General features: G+C 46.4%; 19 protein-coding genes, 4 tRNA genes and 1 pseudogene. 12 read left to right on the top strand and 12 right to left on the bottom strand.

Annotation, left to right across the window (positions count from 1 at the left end):
* Positions 1 to 284: 284 nt before the first annotated feature.
* Positions 285 to 1,395, bottom strand: a pseudogene (locus M0R47_RS18850) (IS3 family transposase).
* Positions 1,396 to 1,712: 317 nt separating this feature from the next.
* Between M0R47_RS18850 and M0R47_RS18845 the strand changes: the two are divergent.
* The gene (locus M0R47_RS18845) at positions 1,713 to 2,231 is read left to right on the top strand and encodes a DUF1097 domain-containing protein (RefSeq protein WP_292557665.1); all 519 of its coding nucleotides are present in this window, start codon (positions 1,713 to 1,715) and stop codon (positions 2,229 to 2,231) included.
* A 608-nt stretch (positions 2,232 to 2,839) separates the two neighbouring features.
* Here the strand turns inward: M0R47_RS18845 and M0R47_RS18840 are convergent.
* The 11 genes from M0R47_RS18840 to hemA form a co-directional block, all read right to left on the bottom strand.
* A complete protein-coding gene (locus M0R47_RS18840) occupies positions 2,840 to 3,925 on the bottom strand; it encodes a tetratricopeptide repeat protein (protein WP_292557663.1) in 1,086 nt (361 codons plus the stop codon).
* Positions 3,922 to 4,830 (bottom strand): AAA family ATPase, encoded by a 909-nt coding sequence (locus M0R47_RS18835; protein ID WP_292557660.1) that lies wholly within the window; start codon positions 4,828 to 4,830, stop codon positions 3,922 to 3,924. The genes M0R47_RS18840 and M0R47_RS18835 overlap by 4 nt, the downstream gene beginning before the upstream one ends.
* Before the next feature lie 161 nt (positions 4,831 to 4,991).
* Positions 4,992 to 6,665 carry a secretin N-terminal domain-containing protein gene (locus tag M0R47_RS18830; protein WP_292557657.1) on the bottom strand — a complete coding sequence of 558 codons (1,674 nt, stop codon included), beginning with the start codon at positions 6,663 to 6,665 and terminating at the stop codon, positions 4,992 to 4,994.
* The gene (locus tag M0R47_RS18825; protein WP_292557655.1) at positions 6,662 to 7,249 is read right to left on the bottom strand and encodes a hypothetical protein; all 588 of its coding nucleotides are present in this window, start codon (positions 7,247 to 7,249) and stop codon (positions 6,662 to 6,664) included. Before M0R47_RS18825 ends, M0R47_RS18830 begins: the two co-directional genes overlap by 4 nt.
* On the bottom strand, positions 7,239 to 7,877 hold the full coding sequence (locus M0R47_RS18820; RefSeq protein ID WP_292557653.1) for a hypothetical protein: 639 nt from the start codon (positions 7,875 to 7,877) through the stop codon (positions 7,239 to 7,241). Before M0R47_RS18820 ends, M0R47_RS18825 begins: the two co-directional genes overlap by 11 nt.
* The gene (locus M0R47_RS18815; protein WP_292557650.1) at positions 7,867 to 8,490 is read right to left on the bottom strand and encodes a hypothetical protein; all 624 of its coding nucleotides are present in this window, start codon (positions 8,488 to 8,490) and stop codon (positions 7,867 to 7,869) included. The genes M0R47_RS18820 and M0R47_RS18815 overlap by 11 nt, the downstream gene beginning before the upstream one ends.
* Entirely contained in the window at positions 8,487 to 9,452 is a 966-nt protein-coding gene (gene pilM, locus M0R47_RS18810) for a pilus assembly protein PilM (protein WP_292557648.1), read from the bottom strand. Before pilM ends, M0R47_RS18815 begins: the two co-directional genes overlap by 4 nt.
* 126 nt (positions 9,453 to 9,578) lie before the next feature.
* Positions 9,579 to 10,001 (bottom strand): M67 family metallopeptidase, encoded by a 423-nt coding sequence (locus M0R47_RS18805; protein ID WP_292557668.1) that lies wholly within the window; start codon positions 9,999 to 10,001, stop codon positions 9,579 to 9,581.
* 72 nt (positions 10,002 to 10,073) lie between these two features.
* Positions 10,074 to 10,913: a peptide chain release factor N(5)-glutamine methyltransferase gene (gene prmC / locus M0R47_RS18800; RefSeq protein WP_292557646.1), complete on the bottom strand. Its 840-nt coding sequence runs from the start codon at positions 10,911 to 10,913 to the stop codon at positions 10,074 to 10,076.
* Between the two features lie 6 nt (positions 10,914 to 10,919).
* Complete coding sequence (prfA, locus tag M0R47_RS18795; protein WP_292557644.1) at positions 10,920 to 12,005, bottom strand: peptide chain release factor 1; 1,086 nt, start codon at positions 12,003 to 12,005, stop codon at positions 10,920 to 10,922.
* Positions 12,002 to 13,261 carry a glutamyl-tRNA reductase gene (gene hemA / locus M0R47_RS18790; RefSeq protein ID WP_292557642.1) on the bottom strand — a complete coding sequence of 420 codons (1,260 nt, stop codon included), beginning with the start codon at positions 13,259 to 13,261 and terminating at the stop codon, positions 12,002 to 12,004. The genes prfA and hemA overlap by 4 nt, the downstream gene beginning before the upstream one ends.
* 217 nt (positions 13,262 to 13,478) lie before the next feature.
* Between hemA and M0R47_RS18785 the strand changes: the two genes are divergently transcribed.
* The 11 genes from M0R47_RS18785 to tuf form a co-directional block, all read left to right on the top strand.
* Entirely contained in the window at positions 13,479 to 15,224 is a 1,746-nt protein-coding gene (locus M0R47_RS18785) for a tetratricopeptide repeat protein (RefSeq protein WP_292557640.1), read from the top strand.
* Between the two features lies 1 nt (position 15,225).
* Complete coding sequence (lolB, locus tag M0R47_RS18780) at positions 15,226 to 15,828, top strand: lipoprotein insertase outer membrane protein LolB (RefSeq protein WP_292557638.1); 603 nt, start codon at positions 15,226 to 15,228, stop codon at positions 15,826 to 15,828.
* Entirely contained in the window at positions 15,809 to 16,690 is an 882-nt protein-coding gene (gene ispE / locus M0R47_RS18775; RefSeq protein WP_292557637.1) for a 4-(cytidine 5'-diphospho)-2-C-methyl-D-erythritol kinase, read from the top strand. Before lolB ends, ispE begins: the two co-directional genes overlap by 20 nt.
* A gap of 4 nt (positions 16,691 to 16,694) precedes the next feature.
* Positions 16,695 to 16,769: transfer RNA gene (locus M0R47_RS18770), tRNA-Gln, on the top strand.
* Positions 16,770 to 16,811: 42 nt separating this feature from the next.
* Positions 16,812 to 17,765, top strand: a complete 954-nt coding sequence (locus M0R47_RS18765) for a ribose-phosphate diphosphokinase (RefSeq protein ID WP_292557635.1) — start codon at positions 16,812 to 16,814, stop codon at positions 17,763 to 17,765.
* A gap of 58 nt (positions 17,766 to 17,823) precedes the next feature.
* Positions 17,824 to 18,423, top strand: a complete 600-nt coding sequence (locus tag M0R47_RS18760; protein ID WP_292557633.1) for a 50S ribosomal protein L25/general stress protein Ctc — start codon at positions 17,824 to 17,826, stop codon at positions 18,421 to 18,423.
* Positions 18,424 to 18,441: 18 nt separating this feature from the next.
* Positions 18,442 to 19,011 carry an aminoacyl-tRNA hydrolase gene (pth, locus tag M0R47_RS18755; RefSeq protein WP_292557631.1) on the top strand — a complete coding sequence of 190 codons (570 nt, stop codon included), beginning with the start codon at positions 18,442 to 18,444 and terminating at the stop codon, positions 19,009 to 19,011.
* Positions 19,012 to 19,067: 56 nt separating this feature from the next.
* Positions 19,068 to 19,152: transfer RNA gene (locus M0R47_RS18750), tRNA-Tyr, on the top strand.
* Positions 19,153 to 19,169: 17 nt separating this feature from the next.
* Positions 19,170 to 19,243, top strand: a tRNA-Gly gene (locus M0R47_RS18745).
* A 17-nt stretch (positions 19,244 to 19,260) separates the two neighbouring features.
* Positions 19,261 to 19,336: transfer RNA gene (locus tag M0R47_RS18740), tRNA-Thr, on the top strand.
* Between the two features lie 33 nt (positions 19,337 to 19,369).
* Positions 19,370 to 20,551: elongation factor Tu (gene tuf / locus M0R47_RS18735; RefSeq protein ID WP_292557629.1), on the top strand; the 1,182-nt coding region annotated here is incomplete at its 3' end.

Here is a 20,551-nt window from a genome sequence, read left to right as displayed (position 1 = left end):
AGGTCTTCGAAATACGGCAGCGGATTGGGTAACATTCTTGTTATCTCTGCAAATTGCCAATTCTATACTTCTTGTCCTGTCAATGGCGAGATAGCGCGATTGCCCTGGTTACCACTCTGATTAATACGCGAAAGTATAGATAGAGGGGATTTTTGTTGGCTGTAGCTTTATGGTCTAAATAAATTGAGTGGCGATTTTAACTTAATTTATGACAACGCAAAATTTCCTGTTTATGCGCATCTTATTTATACGACTGTAATGGTCATCTAAAACAGGGCGCTTTCTTAAGCATACTTCTTATGGAATTTCTGCTCAAATTCCAGCGGGGACTGGCAGCTCAATTTTGAATGCGCGCGTTTGCCATTATAAAAATCCAAATAATTAACAATATTCAGCTTTGCCGCCTCTTTAGTTCTGAATTTCTCCTAATTAAGCTGCTCGTACTTTAAGCTTAGAAAAACCGCTCAGTCGGCGAGCTTCCCAGCAGTTGCTTTTACGGCTCATGCTGTCTGTAAACTGTATTGACTCAGCAAATTCCGATAATCCTGGCTGGCCATATTGGCTGCCGCTAAGTAATCGCCATCTGCAAGGCGGAGCATACCAACTCGGCCGGTCTATTCGGTGCCATCGCCCAACCCACAATCTCGCGTGAAAACAAATCCAATGCCACGGCCAGATACAACCAGCTGTTACGGACGCGGATGTAGGTGATGTCCGCCACCCACCCAGGCCTAATTGATTGCGGACTGTTCAAACTGGCGATTCAACACATTGTCGAGCACCGGCAGGTCGTGTCGGCTGTCGGTGGTATGGACAAACTTGCGCCGCCACACGGGTTTAAGCTGATGGGTGCGCATGAGGCTTCGTACGTGATAACGGCCGATGCGGACGCCTTGATGATTGAGCACATCGCGCAGCCGCCGACTGCCATAGCTGCGCCCCGAAGCTTCGAACGCACCGCGGCAGATGGACTGTCGTTGCGCAGACGGCCTGAGGGCTTTGTCGAGCCGCATGATAGTGATCTCTAGCCCCTGGCAGTTCTGTTGAACAGGAATAGCCTTCTGTTGCAACTGTTGCAACTGTTGAACCAGCCGATAGTTCATTTTAGTTACCGGGCAAAGAAGGCTGAAGCCTTTTTTAAGATATCGTTATCCTGCGGGAGTTGGCGAACTTCAGCTTCCAGCTGGCGGATACGCCATTGATCGGCAGTCAGCAGCGCCGATTCCCCTACCTCCAGTCAGTTCATTGTCGACCTGCTTTAACCAGCGACATACTGCGGTTTCACCCAGATTCATATTCTGGCAAATCTGGCTGATACTCAGGCCTTAGACCTTTAATCATTTGTAGCACTTGCAACTTGAAGTTGGCATCAAACGTTCGACATTTCTGATTCATCGGTGGATTACCCTTGCTTTGGTTGAGTTATTTTGTCAACCTATCGAGCTGTCAGTTTTTATTAGAGCACGGCAAAGAACAATCTATTTATTTAAGGTAAGCTGAATTTACAATACGAATTTATGGGAGTGTATTGAGTTATGCCAAATTAAGCGTTTTAGAGGCTGATGTTTATTGTAAAAGTAATATCTGCTAATATCGGATTAGATATAATTTTGTTGCTGGTTAACTCAAGACGTAGGGCGTTATGTTTCGTAGAACCACCTCAATGCGAAATCTAACTAAACAATAAGTGAGGTGAATTTTGGGAATATACTATGAATAATCTTACAGCACTTTCAATAAGTATCGCCGGTTTAGCTGGTCTCGCAACGTTCTTGGCCGTAGGACCTCTTAGTGGCATTTTTTTTATATGGGCGGCAACTATTGCTTGGGCAGCTTTCTTTTTTCTGGGCGCCACTCAAGAAGCATTAAAAAACACTATCGTGTGCGGAATTTTCGGCGTATTTATGGCTTGGTTGGCAGCTATTCAAATTACTAATATTCCGTCTACAGCCGTTCTTGGCTTCCCGTTCTGGGCTGCTGTCACTGTAACTTTCTCCGTTGTTGTTATGTGTCTTGCTGCGAACATTCCGGCTCTAGCAACTATACCTGCAAGCGTATTGGGTTATTCTTCTACATTTGCTTACTTGTTGCAAACTCCCGGAAAATTGACTAAAGACATTCTGCTGAGCGTTTCTTTGGATAACCCTTTAGTTGTAATATCCGTCTCTATTATAGTTGGTACATACTTTGGTCTGTGGTCAGGACAGTTGAGCGCAAAATTAACCAAATAGTTTAACGTCCGGCTTAAGTTTAAGCCGGACGGCAATATTATGATTTACTCATCGTCTCATTGTTGTATTAACGCTGATTCATATAGCATGATGCGGCTATTTCCTAATAGGATAAGCGTTTAGACCCACAATTAAGAGCTCAGGATTGATCGTAAAATACTCAAGTATGGCCTCGAAAGGCGGTATGCGTCCAAGAGCAGGCAATTTGAGGTTGAAGTTAAGTTTAGGATATACCATATAAATGCGCCTCTACGCCGTCATGCGGTTTCCGTCCGCTTGCTGTTGTGCAATTTTACACAGACATGGCGCGTAGATCGATCAATGGCGACAAAGAGGTACCCTTTGTCCTTGCCCAAGTTGATTGAGACGGTGTTCAATGTGCAGGTAGCCAGGACATAGGCCTTTAAACGCCCCGGTATTTCCATTTGTGGGTTGTTTTGGGATTTGATGTGTGGCTTTGTTGGCTATCTCTCTGAGGCTCGCCTTCAGACGCCTGTATTTTTGCTTTGGTAGCGTGCGTGGTCGTGGCTGTTCCGTGCAATACTTGTCTCCTCGCTTTTCTCCTTTAAGCTGGTAATAAAACCTACCGTTAATGAGGGATCAAACATTTACCTAAGCTCGGTTAATCGCTGCTTAATATAGTGAGTAATGGATTCTTTCAGAGTGTTTTTGCTTAGCGCCTGTTGATAGGCCTCGGTGGCAAGTTTTGTATTACCGATTTTTTCTTGCGATAAGGCTAGACCCAGCCAGTTTTCGGCTTTTTCCGGATTGACGGTTACCAGCCGTTGATAAACTTTAGCCGCACTAGCAAAAGATTGCAGCTGTTGGTAAGTTGCTGCCAATAACGACAGATAAGTTCCGTTAGAGCTATTTATTAAATCAATGCGCTGTAGTGTTTTAAGCGCATCGTTAGGGTTTTTCTGTTGCAGATATAGCTGGGCACGGGTGTTGATAAATTGTAGGTTGTCAGGAAATAAAGCGAGGCCTTGATCCAGCAGTTCGGCAGTCCTGCTAACTTGTCCTTGATCGTGCAGCTTTTTAGCCAACAACAGCCGAGCCTTGAGATGCCTCGGATCAAGCTTAAGGGTTTGTTCAAGTTTATAGGTTGCCGAATAATCTTCGGAGTTACTTTCTGTCTGGCGATAGAGCGCATCCGCTTGTTTTTGAGCCGTTATTGATTTGACTAAGGCCGGTTTAGATGCGGTAGGCATTTTCTTGGCAGGTGGCTCAGAGACAATCTCAGAAGGGGGGGGAACAGCAGGAACTGTTGTTTGGGCCGGTTGAACTGGGGGGGCGGGTTGAATTATGGGTGCTGTCTGAACTGCCGGTGCGGGTTGGGCAGCTGAGACCGGATGAGTTGTTGTGTTTTCGGATGGCTTAGGTTCGATGTTGGGCGTAGGGTTAGTAACGGCATTTGGCGCAACCAATACCTTTTCATAAGCTACAGCAGGAATCGGATCTTCTTTGATGTTGTCGGCAACAATTACTGAAGAAGTCTTAGCTGGCGTTTTGCTGTATTGATAAGCCGAATAGACACCGCCTGTCACAGTAACAGTTAATAAGCTCCAGAGCAGGAGGGGTGTTTTCGAAGGCAAAGGTTGAGTTGCCTGTATATTAAGTTGCAGAGTGGGTGGCGTATTATTGGATGTTTTACGACTTTCCAAGTCGCGTAGCATCTGGTTAATCAGGCTCATAACTTGGCTGCCATAAATGCCGAGAAGTAGCCGATAATCGCGAGTAACAGCAGCACTAAATAGCGCTTGCGAAAGCCAAACAGCTTGAAATTGGTATTAGCGTCTTCGGTATCCAGAGCGGCTAGATAAACTTGTTTGGCACTTATTGACGAATGGCCTTTGCCGTAAGCTGACAGCATCGCTTTATTGGCTAAGATATTAACCAGTCTGGGTATGCCTCGGCTGTAATAGTGCATAGTGCGGATAGCCAGCCCGGAAAAAATACTTAGATTGCCCATGCCGGCAATACGTAACCGGTGTTTAACGTAATCAGCAACATTTTTTGGCGTGAGCGGTTTAAGCGCATAACTAAAGGTGATGCGCTGTCTGAGCTGCCGGATGGCTTTGTTATGCAGCTGTTCGTCAAGTTCGGGCTGTCCGAATAGCACAATTTGCAGCAGCTTTTGCTTTTCAGTTTCCAGATTGGTGACCAGCCGCAATGCCTCTAATGTTTCGATCGACATGGACTGCGCTTCATCAATGATCAGTACCGGTTTTTTCCCGGCAACAGCGCAATTGATCAGAGCGTCATTAATTAACTTCATTAACCCGTTTTGTCCGATGTGGCGGGAATATTCAACACCCATTTCATCGGCAATTGCCATGAGCAAGCCCACCGGCGGCAAACGTGGGTTGGGGATGTACGAGGTTTCAAAAGGTTCGGGTAATTCATTAAGCAATTTTCGACAGAGCATGGTCTTGCCGGTGCCGACATCGCCGGTAATTTTGATGAACCCTTCGCCGTTATGCAAAGCAATCAGCAACACATTGAGCGCTTCTAAATGGGAGGGTAGCTCACAAAAAAACTGTGTGTCAGGCGTTAAACCAAATGGCTGACTATTGAGGCCAAAGTGTGTTCTATACATAAATAACTTTAAACTGTTTTATAAAAATATTGCCGCTATTGTAGTCGGGTTATCTTGCGTTCGATCTGGTGCTCTTACACAATGTTGGAGACTGCATGTTTAAGGGAGCCAGCTGTAGCTGCTTTGGCCGATGCGGGAGCAATATCCATATTCTATACAACTTATTTCCAGCGCGGCTGCGAGTCAAGCCTTTCAAAACGTTGTTTGCTGGAATTTATATCCTTTTGCCAATCTGCGTCACTGCCGATAAAAGAGGCTTTGAGCAATATAATCAGTTCTGATTTTTGGGTTGAGCCGGTGTTGACTCTAAACAGGTTGCCGATATAAGGAATTGCGGCTAAGCCCGTGACGCCTTGTTTTTGTTCATCATCATTCTCCTGCATCAGGCCACCCAGCACAATAACCTGGCCGTTTTTAGCCTTGACTATGCTATCTGATTCTCTGACTGTGGTGAGCGCCATTGGTAGCGGGCCTATGGAATTGCCAAAAGTTTTGGTTACTTCTGTAACCTGTGTAATGGAAGGATGGATGTGCAGGGTGATATTCTCATCGTCATCGATTTGCGGTGTAACATCCAGCGCTATGCCGGAAAAGAAAACATCCAGCTTGGGATAAGGTGTGGTGATAATGTTTGCTGTGCCGCCGGTAGGAACATTACTGGATTGAATGTCATAAGCAAAATATTCATCCTGACCCACTTTAATGATGGCTGTTTGATTATTTAACGTCGAAATTCTCGGACTGGACAGCACGTTGGTTTTTCCCTGAGTTCCCATCAGCTCGACAAAAGCACGAAAATCGCCCGCATGACCGCCCAAGGTAAAAACAGAAGCAAACACAGTGGGGTCCATCACGCCGCCTATGCCGGTCAGCAGTGGGGCTTTGTTAATGCCTTCTCTGACGATACTTTCCCAGTTAACGCCGTCTTGGTGGCTATCATCCAGAGTCACTTCCAGTATTTTAGCTTCAAGAGTGACTTGACGGCTGATTTGAGTCTGGGTGGTAGACAGGAAATTTTCGATCTCCCGCAGCTGCATGGGTTTTGCCCGGACAATCACGATGCCCGATTGTTGGTTAATATCGACGGTTGCCTGTGGATCGACGGCAAGAATATGAGTAAGGGAATCTTTCATTTCCTGCCAGAAATCAGTATTCGTAACGGTGCGTACGGAGCTGCTGGATGAGTTGGAGGTTTGCGTACTCCCGTAGCCCTGCGGACTGGCTCCCATGGGATTGCCGGCTTGATTGGCATTGCCTTGCTGATTGTAGCTGCCCTGTTGATTGTTGTATCCCTGTGAATTGCTTTGACCGGACTGTTTTCCGGACGACACGGAGGTATTTGAATTGCCTATCCGTAGCAAATCCAGCCGGTCTATTTTAAAGGTTTTTGTTTGTAATGTAGCCGGGTAGATGATGTAACCCATATCGTTTTTTTTGTAATCATAGCCATAGACTTTTTGTACGGCATCAAGGACTTGTGCAATGGTTACATTCTTTAGTTCCAACGAAATGGTACCGGTTACTTCAGGGTGTACCAGCATGTTTTCATCGGTGTCTACAACCAACCCCATAAAGAACTCACGCGCATCCACTTCATTAACCGAAATGTTGAGGCGTGTTTGCTGTGTTGTAGCTTGTGAAGTGGCTAAGGTTTGATTGAAATCAGGAACCAGGGCATCGATAATGACTGATGGTGCTTGGGCATTGCTACGGGCTTTTGGCGTAGTATCGGAAAATACACTGGAAACATTGGATGACTTGGTTGATTGAAGCGAGCTGCAAGATACCAGTAGTAATATCAATGCCACGGCAATGGCTGGATGAGCGTTATTCATTTTAGTGTGTACTTGGTATTTGTTGTTTTGTAGGGACGTTGCACCAGTTGCAAGGTCTTGAGTTCGCCATTTTGGGTGATGGTGACCGAGTTTTTGCGAATGCTGATGATTTTAATCGTGCGTGAGCGCGCAGGCGCCGTTTCGGCATGATGAACAGTATTCGGCGATTGCCGGGTACCGGCTTCTGCCGTTACAGTGCTTTGTCCCGGAAACTGTGGAGCAAGCACATTTCCTTGCAAAGACGTTATGCTTTCTTGCATTGGGCTCGTTGTTGCCTGTGCTGCGGCATCAAGTGATCCGGTGTTTTTATCCTCAGTCGTCGCGGGATGTGCCGGCGCAGGTTTTAAATCCGGAGTTTGTCTTATGACTATGGTTTGGCCTTGTTTGGCAGAGATACCATTAATGGTAGCTCGTCTTGAATGTGATGATATCCAGATAGCCGACAGAACCAGTGGACTATCGCTGACGGCATCATCGGCCGTTGTTGACGGGAGCGGGTAGGCCGGTTGAGTCGGGTCACGGAATTCTGCATTACATGGCATGGAGGCAAGCCCTGCGAGCAATATCAATATCCTAAACGCCAAGCCAGTTCTCCTTGAAGCTAAGCGTATACGCTTTAATTGTAGTTTCAGCTGTCGGATACTCTTTAACCTGGTAGTCGATGCTTTCCCAGATAAGATGCCAAGGCAGCGATTCCAATGCTTTTAAGTAATTGAGTGTTTCCAGGTAACTGCCGGAAAAAGTAATTACCAACCCGTGTTTGTATATCGGGTTTTGTTGCGGCTGTTTCGATTCAAGCAATGTGGTTACCGGCAGTGTATCCAATTTTATCAGGGTTAACTGGTTGTTCTGATTGAGTATATCGCTTAATGCAATAGCCATTAAATGTGGCGGAACAAAATTTTTGTCGTTCTGCATCCTAATATCTTGCAAGCGGTTGTATTCGGTTTTTAGCTTGGCAAGTTGGTTCCGGTTATTGAGGTTCGGGTCTACATAGGTGCTGTTTTCAAGCTTGATCAGTGTGAGTTGTTGATCGGTTATCTGTTGTTTAACGCTAACCAGTTCCTGCTGAAGCGCCAGCTGTTCTGTTCGGATCGGTTGATACAAGAAGTTATCCCAGGCAACCCATAAGACAATCAGCACCGCACCCGTCACGATAATTTTTTCCCGTTTACTCAGGGCTTCGAATTTTGCTTGAAGATTATTGAGCATGGTCTTTTTTATCCGGAGCATCCAGTGTTGTGCTGAGTTTAAAATCCATTTGGTTCGGTATTTCTTCTGACTGCTGCATCACCAGTTTTGCGAAGGAGTATCCGTTGAAGGCAGATTCTTTTTGCAGTTGTTGGAGAAAATAAGGGATTTTCTGCGGTTTAAATGTGCTGCCCTCAATGTTGATAATCTGCTGTTGCCCGTCAAAATACAAGGCGCGTAACCAGACATCAGGAATCGACTGGTTGGACAGTGCCTGAAAATAGCTTGAAAAGCCGGGTGAGCGGTCTTTACTTTTGTCTGATAGCAGTTGCATGGCTTGTGTTAACTCGTCCACCATGCTTTGCCACTGCGCGACTTCTGCGGCGAGTTGTGCGTCTATGTCCTGCTTGGGGATTTTCGACGAGATAAGATTCACCTGAGCTTGTCCTGCTTGCAAATTCTGGCGAAGCTGTTGTATTTGAGTTTCGGTGTTTTTTAAACTCCATATTAAGTATCCGCTGAATCCGACACATAGCAAAACGATAGCTGTAAAGCCGATCCAGTATGGGTTAGTGCCCGATCTATGGCGTCCTTGATTAAGAATGTCCTGATATAAATTGACTTGCTGTATCATGCCGCTTCTATTGCATAGCGCAATGTTGCGCCGATTGCCGGCGCACAAAGCAATTGAGTCGGTGCATCCACTAAAATGTCGCAATCAACAATAGTCGAGAGATCTATCATCCGCGCTGCAATGCCAAGATTGCTGCTCAGGCTATCAAGCAGGTTATGGGTGTTTTCCGCCAAGGGGATGACGGCTAAGGCTGAAATAGGAGAAATTCCGTAATAACTTTCTACATAATCCAGCGAACGTTGTATCTCAAGGGCCAAACTGCTATGAGCATTTGCGGCCGGGCTTTCGCTGGAGAACGGATATTCTAATTCCAGTTTGCTATAACCGATCTCAAATTTACGGGATACGTAAATGCTCCCTGCTTTTTGTATCAATAAGGTGCCGGAATGTTCCAGCAGGTACAAAAGGGCAATGCCGCGCTCATTTTCCGGTAATTGCGCCGCCAGATTACGCAAAGTAGTTTCCTGGATATCAATTACTTTAAGCTGTAGCCCGGCCTTGGTGCATCTTTCGACTTGTTCGGTAATGATATCAATGGGGCCGGCTATGACTTCCAGCATTTTACTGCTGTTTGCGCGAACGGGCATGGGCGTTTGGTAATAATCGATGACGGCCTTGTCAACGGGAAAATCAATGAGTTCGTTAATTTTCCAGCGTATAGCTTCAATCATTTCATTTTCAGCGACTAGAGGAGTCTCCACGTTGATACGGCGGTAGCAATCGCTGGTCAGTACCAGATGGCAGTCATACGCGGCAAGATTATGCTGGGCGGCAAGTTCTTTCAATTTGTCTTGTTGATGCGTCAATTTTCCCGCATCAATGTATTCGCAATGTATTAGAGTTAATTTATTGTCTTCGGTGAACTTCGATATGGCAACGGCGATGCCGTTCTGCAAAAAGCTGACGCCGACAATACCTTTGCAAATGTTTTTTTTGCTAAAGAACTTTTTTAACAGTTGCACGATAGGTTAACCCGAACCGACTTTATGTAAAAAACCGCTACAAATGTCACAGTTTACATAAAATTGACTGGAAATTCTTATTTTTAAGTTGTAGGGGTTTTCAGGAAGCTATTAAAAAGTAAGAAATTACCCATCCTCACCCAAAGACAGCACTATTTCCTGGGCTGATTGCTGATTTATTTTAAAGCCGCGCATTTCCAAAATACCTTTGGTGTTGAGTGAAATGATCAGGTAAAGCGCGCCGGGGTAAGATGCCAGGTTTAAATCGGTGACTGAGGGTATGGCCGGTGAGGTCGGGTGAGAATGATAAATCGCAAATAGTTCTTCTCCCTGAGCGCGCATTTTTGTCATCGCTGAAATTTGCTGGCTGGGATCAAGCTGGAATCGCTGCTGTGGCTGTTCTGCCGTATTTTTAATGGGATAGCAACTGCTCGGCTGGCCGTTTTTACTGCCGATAAGTCCGCATACTTCAAGATCCGGCGAAATTTGCGCAAGATGTAGCAGTTGATTGGTTATTTTGCGGGGAATTTGGATGTGTTCTTGAGTCATAATATTAGTAGGTCTCAGGATGACGGGGTTATCTGGAACGGATTGAAGGGTATCAGGCATGATAACCCGGCATTAATTCCATTGCCCATAAGTTACCCGGGGCTGCCCCGATAAGTCTGAATAGGTTTGCACTTTATCATAATGCAAATTCTTAAACAGGGCTTGGACTTGTTGCTGTTGGTTGTAGCCGTGCTCAATCAACAAGTGCCCACAAGGCTCCAGATAGTTGCGTGCCGCGTCGGCGATGGTTTTAATGTCCCGAAGTCCTTGATCTTCGGCGCACAAGGCGGTTTGCGGCTCAAACCGGACATCGCCTTGCTGTAGATGTCCGTCATCTTCCGCAATATAAGGCGGGTTGCTGATAATCAGGTTGAATTTTGTGTCAGGAATGTCAGTAAACCAGTCACTGTGGTAAAGCCGGATGTTGCTGATATGGTGCTTGTCGGCATTGAGTTGAGCGATACGCAGCGCGGCCAAGCTAAAATCGGTGGCACTGATTTGGGCATGCGGACGCTCAGCGGCCAGTGTGATGGCAATAATGCCCGAACCTGTGCCTAGGTCGATGATCTTGGTGGGTTCATTGGCCGGTATCAGATTCAAACTGAGTTCAATGAGCAGCTCGGTGTCGGGTCTTGGAATCAAAACGTCAGGAGTAACCTGAAAATCTCTCGACCAGAATTCCCGGCTGCCGGTGATATAAGCGACTGGCATGCCTTTGTGGCGTTGTTCAAGCAACGCCTTAAAAGCGGCTAGATGCTCAGGCTGTAATTGCTGGTCCGGCCAAGTGCGAAGATATGAGCGTTGTTTATTAAGCACTAGACACAGTAAAACTTCTGCATCCAGCACAGCTGAATCGGAGACTGCTGCCAGTGCGGCTGCGGCCTCTGCCAGCACGGATTTTATACGGCACATTTTGACTTAATCTTCACCCAGCTGAGTGAGCAGTTCGGCTTGATGCTCGCTGATCAGCGGCTGAAGGACCTGCTCCAGACCACCTTGCATGATGTCGTCCAGCTTATACAACGTCAGGTTGATGCGATGATCGGTTAAGCGTCCTTGCGGATAATTGTAAGTGCGGATACGTTCCGAACGGTCGCCGCTGCCGACTTGCAGTTTACGGGTGGCCGATTGTTCCGCGTGATGTTTTTCCTGTTCGGCGGATAACAGGCGCGATGCCAATAAGGACATGGCTCGGGCACGGTTTTTATGTTGCGAGCGCTCGTCCTGGCACTCGACGACAACGCCGGTTGGGATGTGGGTAATGCGTATCGCCGATTCCGTTTTGTTGATGTGCTGGCCGCCCGCTCCTGATGAGCGGAAGGTGTCGACTTTAAGATCGGCAGGATTGATGTCGATGGCGTCGACTTCTTCGACTTCCGGCATGATCGCAACGGTGCAGGCCGAGGTGTGGATACGGCCTTGTGATTCGGTCTCGGGAACGCGCTGCACTCGATGTGCGCCGGATTCGAATTTTAACTGCGAATAAACATCCTTGCCGGCAACCCGCAGTATGACTTCCTTATAACCGCCGTGATCGCCATGGCTTTCGCTGATAAGCTCTGTTTGCCAGCCTTTGCGCTCCGCATACCGTTGATACATGCGGGCCAGGTCACCGGAAAAAATGGCGGCTTCATCGCCGCCTGTTCCGGCGCGTATCTCTATAAAGATATTGCGATTATCGTTGGGATCTTTGGGCAGTAACAATACTTGTAGTTCATGCTCGATCGCGTCCAACTGGTCTTGCGCATCGCTGGCTTCCTCCTTGGCCAATTCCCTTAGCTCGGGGTCGCTGTCATTGGCCATTTCTTTGGCCGATGCCAGGCTCTCCAAAGTTTGCTGATAGCGTTTGTAACAGTCAACCAGCGGATTGATCTGGGCGTATTCCTGGCTCAGGGAACGGAATTTGTTCTGGTTGCCTTGTACTTCGGGTTCCGAAAGCAAGGCGGCAATTTCATCATAGCGTTCGCACAGGTTTTCGAGTTTATGTTGGATGGATGGTTTCATTGAGATTTGGATAATTTAAAAATTTCGCGAGCGGCGGCAATCAAATCGTGGCGCTCGTTTTCGGCTGCCGCTCTGATTTGGGTGCTTGGCGTATGGATGAGTTTGTTGGTCAGGCTGTGAGCCAATCGGTTAAGGACTTGCTCTGCGGGGACGCCGCTTTTTAACAAGCCTATTGCTTTTTGCAAAGCTTCGTCACGGGATTGCTCGGCTTGCTGGCGATAATCCTGAATAGTTGATTGAGCGCCTTGGGCGCGCAGCCAAGCCAGGAAATGGTCAACTTGAGTGTCGATTATTTCTTCGGCCTGTTCTGCCGCAAGGCGGCGGGAATTCATGTTTTGATCTATGGTGTTCTGCAAGTCGTCAATAGTATAAAGATAGACATCTCTAAGCTGTTCGACTTCCGCCTCGATATCCCGGGGAACAGCAAGATCCACCATGAACATCGGTTTATGTTTGCGTTTTTTTAAGGCGCTTTCAACTCGGCCTTTGCCGAGTATCGGCAATTGACTGGCAGTTGACGAGATAACGATATCGGCTTCGGCCAGATGCGCGGGTAACTCCGACAAGGCGATCGCGTAGCCGTTAAATTGCGCGGCCAATGCGTGGGCTTTGTCGTAGGTGCGATTAGCGATAATAATGCGGCCAATGCCTTGTTGCGATAAATGTCGGGCGGTCAACTCTATGGTTTCACCTGCGCCTATTAACAGGGCGGTCTGTTCGCTGAGTTTGTCAAAGATTTGCTGTGCCAGTTGAACGGCGGCAAAGGCAACCGACACCGGACTGGAGCCGATGGCTGTGTCAGTGCGCACTTTTTTGGCGGCGGTAAAAGTGTACTGAAAAAGTCTGCCCAAGCGTTTGCCTAGCGTTCCTGCTTCATAGGCGGCCTGATAAGCGGTTTTCATCTGCCCCAGAATTTGCGGTTCTCCCAGAATCATGGAGTCCAGGCCGCAAGCCACTCGAAACATATGGCGAATGAGATCGCTATCGGTATGGCAGTATAGATAGGGCGTAAAATCGGCAGCACTGATTTGTTTGCTCTGGGCAACCCAGTCGATCAGGATCTGTTTATTCGCTGTGGTTGATGTGCAGTAAAATTCAGTGCGGTTACAGGTCGACAGTATGGCCGCTTCATTGATTCCTTTGATGCGCCACAGTTCCTTCAACGAGGATTCCAGAATATCGGCAGGGAATGACAGGCGCTCGCGTATCGAGACTGGCGCGGTATTGTAATTAATCCCAACTGCAAGAAGTGTCATGTGCTTAGGTTCATGGTAAAGGGTTCAAGGTTCAATGTGTAAGTCGGTTTTTTAAAATGCGAACCTTTTACCTTGAGCCTTAAGGTCTGTATTATGTCAGTTTATTCTAAGAAATATAATGGCATTATCCAAATGGAATAAATCAGCTATCCGACTCGGCTGATTTTTCTGATAATCTATAGCGAAAATACTTGTAGACAATAAATAGGACGATTGTGTGTTAATTTTTAGATTGTTTCCAGTGCTGATCCTTGTTTTTCTTAATGGCTGCGCCAGCTCGCCTGAAAAACCGAGCGCACAAGAAGAAGTGCTTGAGCCCGTCAAGATAGCCGAACCCAAGAAAGAAACACGGCAAAGCGAAATCAAAACAGCAATAGATCCGGATGTGATGTATATGTTAATGGCGGCAGAGCTTGCGGGGCAAAGAGGTCAATATGCCGTTGCACTGGAGGGCTACATGGAAGCTGCCAAGCGTGTTAATGACCCAAGATTTGCAGAAAGGGCGGCAAAAATTGCCATGTATATGAGAGATAGCAATAAAACAGAGGAGGCTGTCTCTTTATGGTTAAAACAAGACCCTAAAAATCCTACGGCAAGAAAAATTGCTGCATTATCAGCATTGAGGGCTAACGATAAGCAGGCTTCTGTTGATCATTTAAGTGCACTATTGAAGACAGACCCTGCTGGGTTTGAGAAGACCGCGCTTGAATTGGCGAGTGTGCTGCAAAGAGATGACAAGTCTGGTTTTTTTTATGAAGTACTGGAAGCTGTAGGCGAGAAGAATCCTAACCAGGCTGTGGTGTATTTTGTGCAGTCATTATTAGCCATGGAAATGAAAAATAATGTGCTGGCTGAAAAGAAAGTGCAGCAGGCTTTGAATATTCAGCCTGATTGGGATAAAGCCTTAATATTTCAGGCTCAGATAGCAGTATTTTCAGGGGATTTAAATAAGGCAAAAACCTTGCTGAGAAATGCATCTTTTAAATATCCCGAAAATGACAAGTTTAAAAAACTACTGGCGCAAGTATTGATAAAGACAGCGGAATATGAGGCTGCGGCAGATGTTTACCAAAGCATTGTTATAGCCAATCCGAAAGATACTGAGAGTCAGATTGCGTTGGCTTTAGTGTATTTGCAGTTGAATAATGATGAGAAATCTGAAGATATCTTTAAACAGTTGCTTGATCAGCCTGAATGGCAAAACCAGGCCAATTTTTATTTGGGAAAAATAGAAGAAAAACGTGGGCATACGGAAAAGGCGTTGGCATGGTTTGACAAAGTGACTGAGGGGCAGTTAGTTTTTGAATCAAAGTTGTCGGCAGTTTCATTGCTGGTAAGAGACAAAAAATTTGATGAAGCTGGCACGCGGTTGGACTTATTGGCAGGTCAATTTCCAAAACAAAAGCTGCGTATTACTTTGATGCAGGCTGGGTTGTACGGCCAGCAGGGACAGTATGAAAAAGCGTTTAAGTTGTTGACTGATACGTTGGCTGTTCATCCGGATCAAAGAGATTTGTTATATACGCGTGCGTTGATGGCGGAACGGATTAACAGGTTGGATGTGCTGGAAGCTGACCTGAAAAAAATATTAGTCCAAAACCCCAGTGACGCTGAGGCCTTAAATGCATTGGGTTATAGCTTGCTGGCTAACGCCAGTCGATATGCCGAGGCAGAAAAATACCTACAGCAGGCGCTCAAATTACAACCGAATGAGGCTGTAATTATGGATAGCTTTGGATGGTTGCAGTTTAAACTGGGCAGGCGTGAACAAGCCTTGGATTATCTTGAGCGAGCCTATGCGAAGCAACAGGAAAGTGAAATAGCGGCTCATCTTGTCGAAGTGTTGTGGGTCTTGGGTAGAAAAGAGGAGGCTAAAAAAATATTTGATAAGGCTATTAAAAAGGCCCCAGATGATGAATATTTATTGGATTTCCAAAAGAGACTATTGAGCGGCGAAGAATAGCGTGTTGCATTTTAAAATAGGGTTGTTGGTCGGGTTGTGTTTGATTCTTCTGTTGCCAGCTTGTTCGGTTGTACCTGTTGAGCCAAGTGCTCCTGGTTCTCAGTATTCAAGGGTTGCGAGGCAATATCTTTATGATTTGGAGCGTTGGTCGTTTGAAGGTCGGTTGGCATTAACGGGGCAAAATGATTCCTGGACCGCTAATATAAGCTGGGAGCACAGTCCTGAAGGGGAGAATATAAAATTATCCGGGCCCATGGGCCAAGGGACGGTTATTATTCTGTTAAAAGGAAATGTCGTTACCATTGATCGAGGCGGGGATGATGTGCAGTCATCAGCGCAACCGGAAGAGTTTATTAATCAACAATTGGGCATGTTTGTTCCGGTACGGTCATTGCGGTATTGGGTAGTGGGTCTGCCTGAGCCGTCGGGTTCGTATAAAGATACTGATAGCGGCTTTAATCAGTCGGGATGGTTGAGTGAATACAAGCAAATGCAACCCGTCGAAAACGGCACTATGCCGCTCAAAATGATGGTTATGAATAAGCAGGTCAAATTAAAGTTAATCATCGATCACTGGGTTATAAATGATACAAAAACAAATTAATCGGTCCGCATGGGCGGAAGAATGGCCGGCGCCGGCAAAATTGAACTTAATGTTACGGATAACCGGACAAAGAAGCGATGGTTATCATTTACTGCAGACAGTATTTCAATTTATAGAGTTATGCGATTGGATAACATTTCATCCTGTAGATGACGGGCGGGTAAGTTTGTTAAACCTCATTCCCGGCGTTCCTGAAGCGGATGATTTGACGGTTAGGGCTGCAAGGCTGCTAAAGGCAGAAACAGGCTGTGAGCAAGGGGTTTGTATCGAGGTCAAAAAGAATCTGCCTATGGGTGGAGGTTTGGGTGGCGGCAGTTCTGATGCGGCAACAACGCTGGTTGTGCTGAATGCATTGTGGGGGCTGCAATTATCAATGGAAAAATTGATGGAATTGGGGCTGGCCTTAGGCGCCGATGTGCCTGTATTTGTATATGGCAATTCGGCATGGGCAGAAGGCGTTGGAGAAAAACTTGGAAGAATAGATATCCCCGAGCAGTGGTTTGTGGTGATAAAGCCAGACTGTCATGTAGATACAAAAGAAATATTTTTATCTAAAAATTTGACACGGGATAGTAAATCGATCAGAATAGCCGACTTTATAGCGGGCCAACACCAAAACGATTGTCTTGGGGTGGTTCGTGAGCGTTACCAGTCTGTAAGGGATGCTTTGGTTGATTTGTCTGGGTTTTCGGAGGCAAGGTTAACCGGAACGGGGGCTTGTGTATTTGCACAGTTCGATTCAGAAAAAGCTGCGTCCAGTGCGTACCAGTCACTTCAAAAGAAATGGCAGGCGTACCTGGTAAAAGGTGTAAATGAGTCGCCTTTGTTTTCAAAGCTTAAAAATGGTAACTATATATCTTGATTATTGGGCCGTCGCCAAGCGGTAAGGCACGGGGTTTTGATCTCCGCATACCAAGGTTCGAATCCTTGCGGCCCAGCCATTTATTTACCTCCGCTAAGTTAAATTCTATTGGGAGTGCTTGATGAGTGACACCTCGGTGATGGTGTTTTCTGGAAATGCTAACTTAGCTTTGTCAGAGGGTATAGTAAAGAAACTCAATATGCGCCTCGGAATGGCGACCGTCGGCAGATTCAGTGATGGGGAAATCGCTGTAGAAATTGAAGAAAATGTTCGTGGTAAGGACGTTTTTGTTATTCAGCCGACTTGTTCTCCAACAAATGAAAATTTAATGGAATTGTTGGTGATGATAGACGCTCTTCATCGGGCTTCGGCGTCACGAATAACTGCGGTTATGCCATATTATGGGTATGCGAGGCAGGACAGAAGGTCGCGGTCAGCTCGGGTGCCAATTAGTGCAAAATTAGTTGCAAAAATGATTGAGCAGGCGGGCGCTGATCGGGTTTTGACGGTTGATTTGCATGCGGATCAAATTCAGGGTTTTTTTGACATACCTGTGGACAATGTTTACTCGTCGCCTATTCTTCTTGGGGATGTGTGGCGACAAAAATATAAAGACTTGATTGTCGTTTCGCCGGATGTTGGTGGTGTCGTTAGGGCTAGGGCGCTTGCAAAGCGTTTGGATGATGCTGACCTCGCGATTATCGATAAGCGCAGACCCAAGGCTAATGTTGCAGAGATTATGCATATTATTGGGGATGTTGATGGGCGCAGTTGCGTATTGATTGATGACTTGGTTGATACGGCAGGTACATTGTGCCATGCTGCTGAAGCGCTGAAAAAACATGGTGCGATTAAGGTGGTTGCGTACTGTACTCATGCGGTGCTGTCGGGTTCCGCTTTAAGAAATATAAATAACTCAGAGCTGGATGAATTGGTTGTGACTGATACCATTCCATTGAGTCGAGAGGGTGCTGAATCGGGCAGAATAAGACAGTTAAGCGTCGCAGAGATGTTGGCTGAAACTATAAGGCGTATAGCTGCCGGCGAGTCGGTAAGTTCGCTCTATGTGGATTAGCGGTCGTAGATTGTAAAATTTAATTTGTTGTGCTTAGTGGCACGGGGTTGAGAGGAAAATGTCTAACGTATTTGAGTTTGTTGCCGAAAGTCGTGGGCAATCAGGTAAAAGCGCGGCCAAAAGAGCGCGTCGCACAGGTAATGTGCCAGCGGTAATATACGGCGGGCATAGTGAGCCTCAAATGCTTATGCTGAATCACAATGAAGTAATTAAGCACCTTGCGCATGAGGCGGTTTATTCGCATGTATTAGATATTAATGTTGATGGCAAGACAGAAAAAGCTGTTCTGAAAGGTGTTCAGCGTCATCCTGCAAAATTTCAAGTCTTGCATATGGATTTTCTTAGAGTAACTATGTCGGAAGCGTTGAAAGTGCATGTGCCGTTGCATTTTACTAATGAGCAAACATCTGTTGGTGGAAAAAAGGGCGGTATTGTAGCTCATGCCATGATTGATGTTGAGGTTTCTTGTTTGCCGACTGCTTTGCCTGATTATATTGAAGTGGATCTGGTTGGTTTGGATATTGGTGAATCAGTTCATCTTTCTGATATTGTTTTGCCAGCGGGTGTTGAAATCGTAGCTTTGGCTCAGGGTCCTGAGCATGATCATCCTGTTGCATCAATGATGGCTTCAAAGGCGAGTAAAGATGAAGTTGCTTAATGCTCTATAAGAAATCATATGATTAAGCTTATAGTTGGTCTGGGTAATCCAGGTCGGCAGTACGAAAAAACCCGGCACAATGCCGGGTTTTTGTTTTTAGATAGATTGGTATCGGATTCAAATGGTGTCTGGGTTAGCGAATCTCGATTTGACGGGCAGTTGGCGGAGATAGGGGTTGCGGGTAATAAGGTTTTGTTATTGAAGCCGGGCACGTTCATGAATCGAAGTGGTCAGGCTGTAGGTAAGGTTGCCAGATACTATAAATTAACGCCGGATGAGGTTCTTGTTGTTCATGATGAGCTTGATTTTGAGCCTGGTGTAGTAAGGCTAAAAAAGGATGGTGGTCATGCGGGGCATAATGGTTTGCGTGATATTATTGCTCATCTGGGGGCAAAAAATTTCTATCGCTTAAGAATAGGGATTGGCCGGCCTTTGGTAGGAAGGGTTGTTGCGGATTTTGTGTTGTCCAGCCCTTCCGAGAGTGATTGGGAATTGATGTTATCAGCTTTTGATTTTGCTGCGAACTGTATTGGGCAGATAGTAACGGGCGATATAGTAGTAGTGATGAATAAAATGAATTCTAGGTAAATGATTCGTTGACATCATGAGTTTAATGATAGATAATGACTGGGTTTTCCGATAACGGAGGGGTTCCCGAGCGGCCAAAGGGATCAGACTGTAAATCTGCCGGCTCTGCCTTCGGAGGTTCGAATCCTCCCCCCTCCACCATCAATTAAAAAATATCCGCGGGTGTAGTTCAATGGTAGAACTCCAGCCTTCCAAGCTGATCACGTGGGTTCGATTCCCATCACCCGCTCCATATTCAAAAAATATTAAGCTCATATAGCTCAGTAGGTAGAGCACTTCCTTGGTAAGGAAGAGGTCACCGGTTCAAATCCGGTTATGAGCTCCATGTGTTGTGTTGATTATTAGAGGTGTATTTCAAATGGCCAAAGAAAAATTTTCACGTAGCAAGCCCCACGTAAACGTCGGCACAATCGGTCACGTCGATCATGGTAAAACTACTTTAACTGCTGCATTAACCAAAGTAATGGCTGAGCTCCAAGGTGGAGAAGTTAAAGCCTTTGATCAGATTGACAATGCGCCAGAAGAGCGCGCACGTGGTATCACCATTTCAACCTCACACGTCGAATACGAATCAGCCACGCGTCATTATGCGCACGTTGACTGCCCAGGCCATGCTGACTATGTAAAGAACATGATTACCGGTGCGGCACAAATGGACGGCGCTATTTTGGTCTGTTCGGCCGCTGATGGTCCAATGCCGCAAACCCGGGAGCATATCCTGCTGTCAAGACAGGTGGGCGTGCCTTATATTGTGGTCTTCCTGAATAAAGCGGACATGGTTGATGATGCAGAGCTGATTGAATTGGTCGAAATGGAAATTCGCGAGCTGCTGGATACGTATGATTTTCCAGGCGATGACACGCCTATCGTTATTGGTTCAGCCTTGAAGGCGTTGGAAGGCGATACCAGTGACATCGGAGTGCCTGCTGTAGTTAAGCTGGTGGACGCGTTAGACAGCTATATCCCGCTGCCGGAAAGAGCCGTGGATGGTGCGTTCCTGATGCCGATTGAAGACGTCTTCTCGATTTCAGGTCGTGGTACCGTTGTTACCGGGCGTATCGAACGCGGCGTTATCAAGGTTGGGCAGGAAATTGAAATCGTCGGTATTCGTCCAACGACCACAACGACTTGTACTGGCGTTGAAATGTTTCGCAAGCTGCTTGATCAAGGTCAGGCGGGCGATAATGTCGGCATTCTGCTGAGAGGCACAAAGAGAGATGATGTTGAGCGTGGACAGGTATTGGCGCACAAAGGCACCATTAAGCCGCACTCATACTTCAATTCGGAAATTTATATCTTGTCTAAAGATGAGGGTGGTCGTCACACTCCATTCTTTAACGGCTATCGTCCACAGTTCTATTTCAGAACGACTGACGTGACAGGGGCTGTTGAATTGCCGGAAGGCGTTGAAATGGTTATGCCTGGCGATAACATTTCGGTAAAAGTAAAGCTGATTTCACCGATCGCCATGGAAGAAGGGTTGCGTTTTGCAATCCGTGAGGGTGGTCGTACAGTAGGTGCGGGCGTTGTTGCATCAATA

Source organism: Methylobacter sp., from assembly GCF_023227905.1.
Classification (GTDB): Bacteria; Pseudomonadota; Gammaproteobacteria; order Methylococcales; family Methylomonadaceae; genus Methylobacter_A.
Note: the sequence above shows the minus strand (reverse complement) of the source record. Positions and strands in the feature narration are given on the sequence as shown.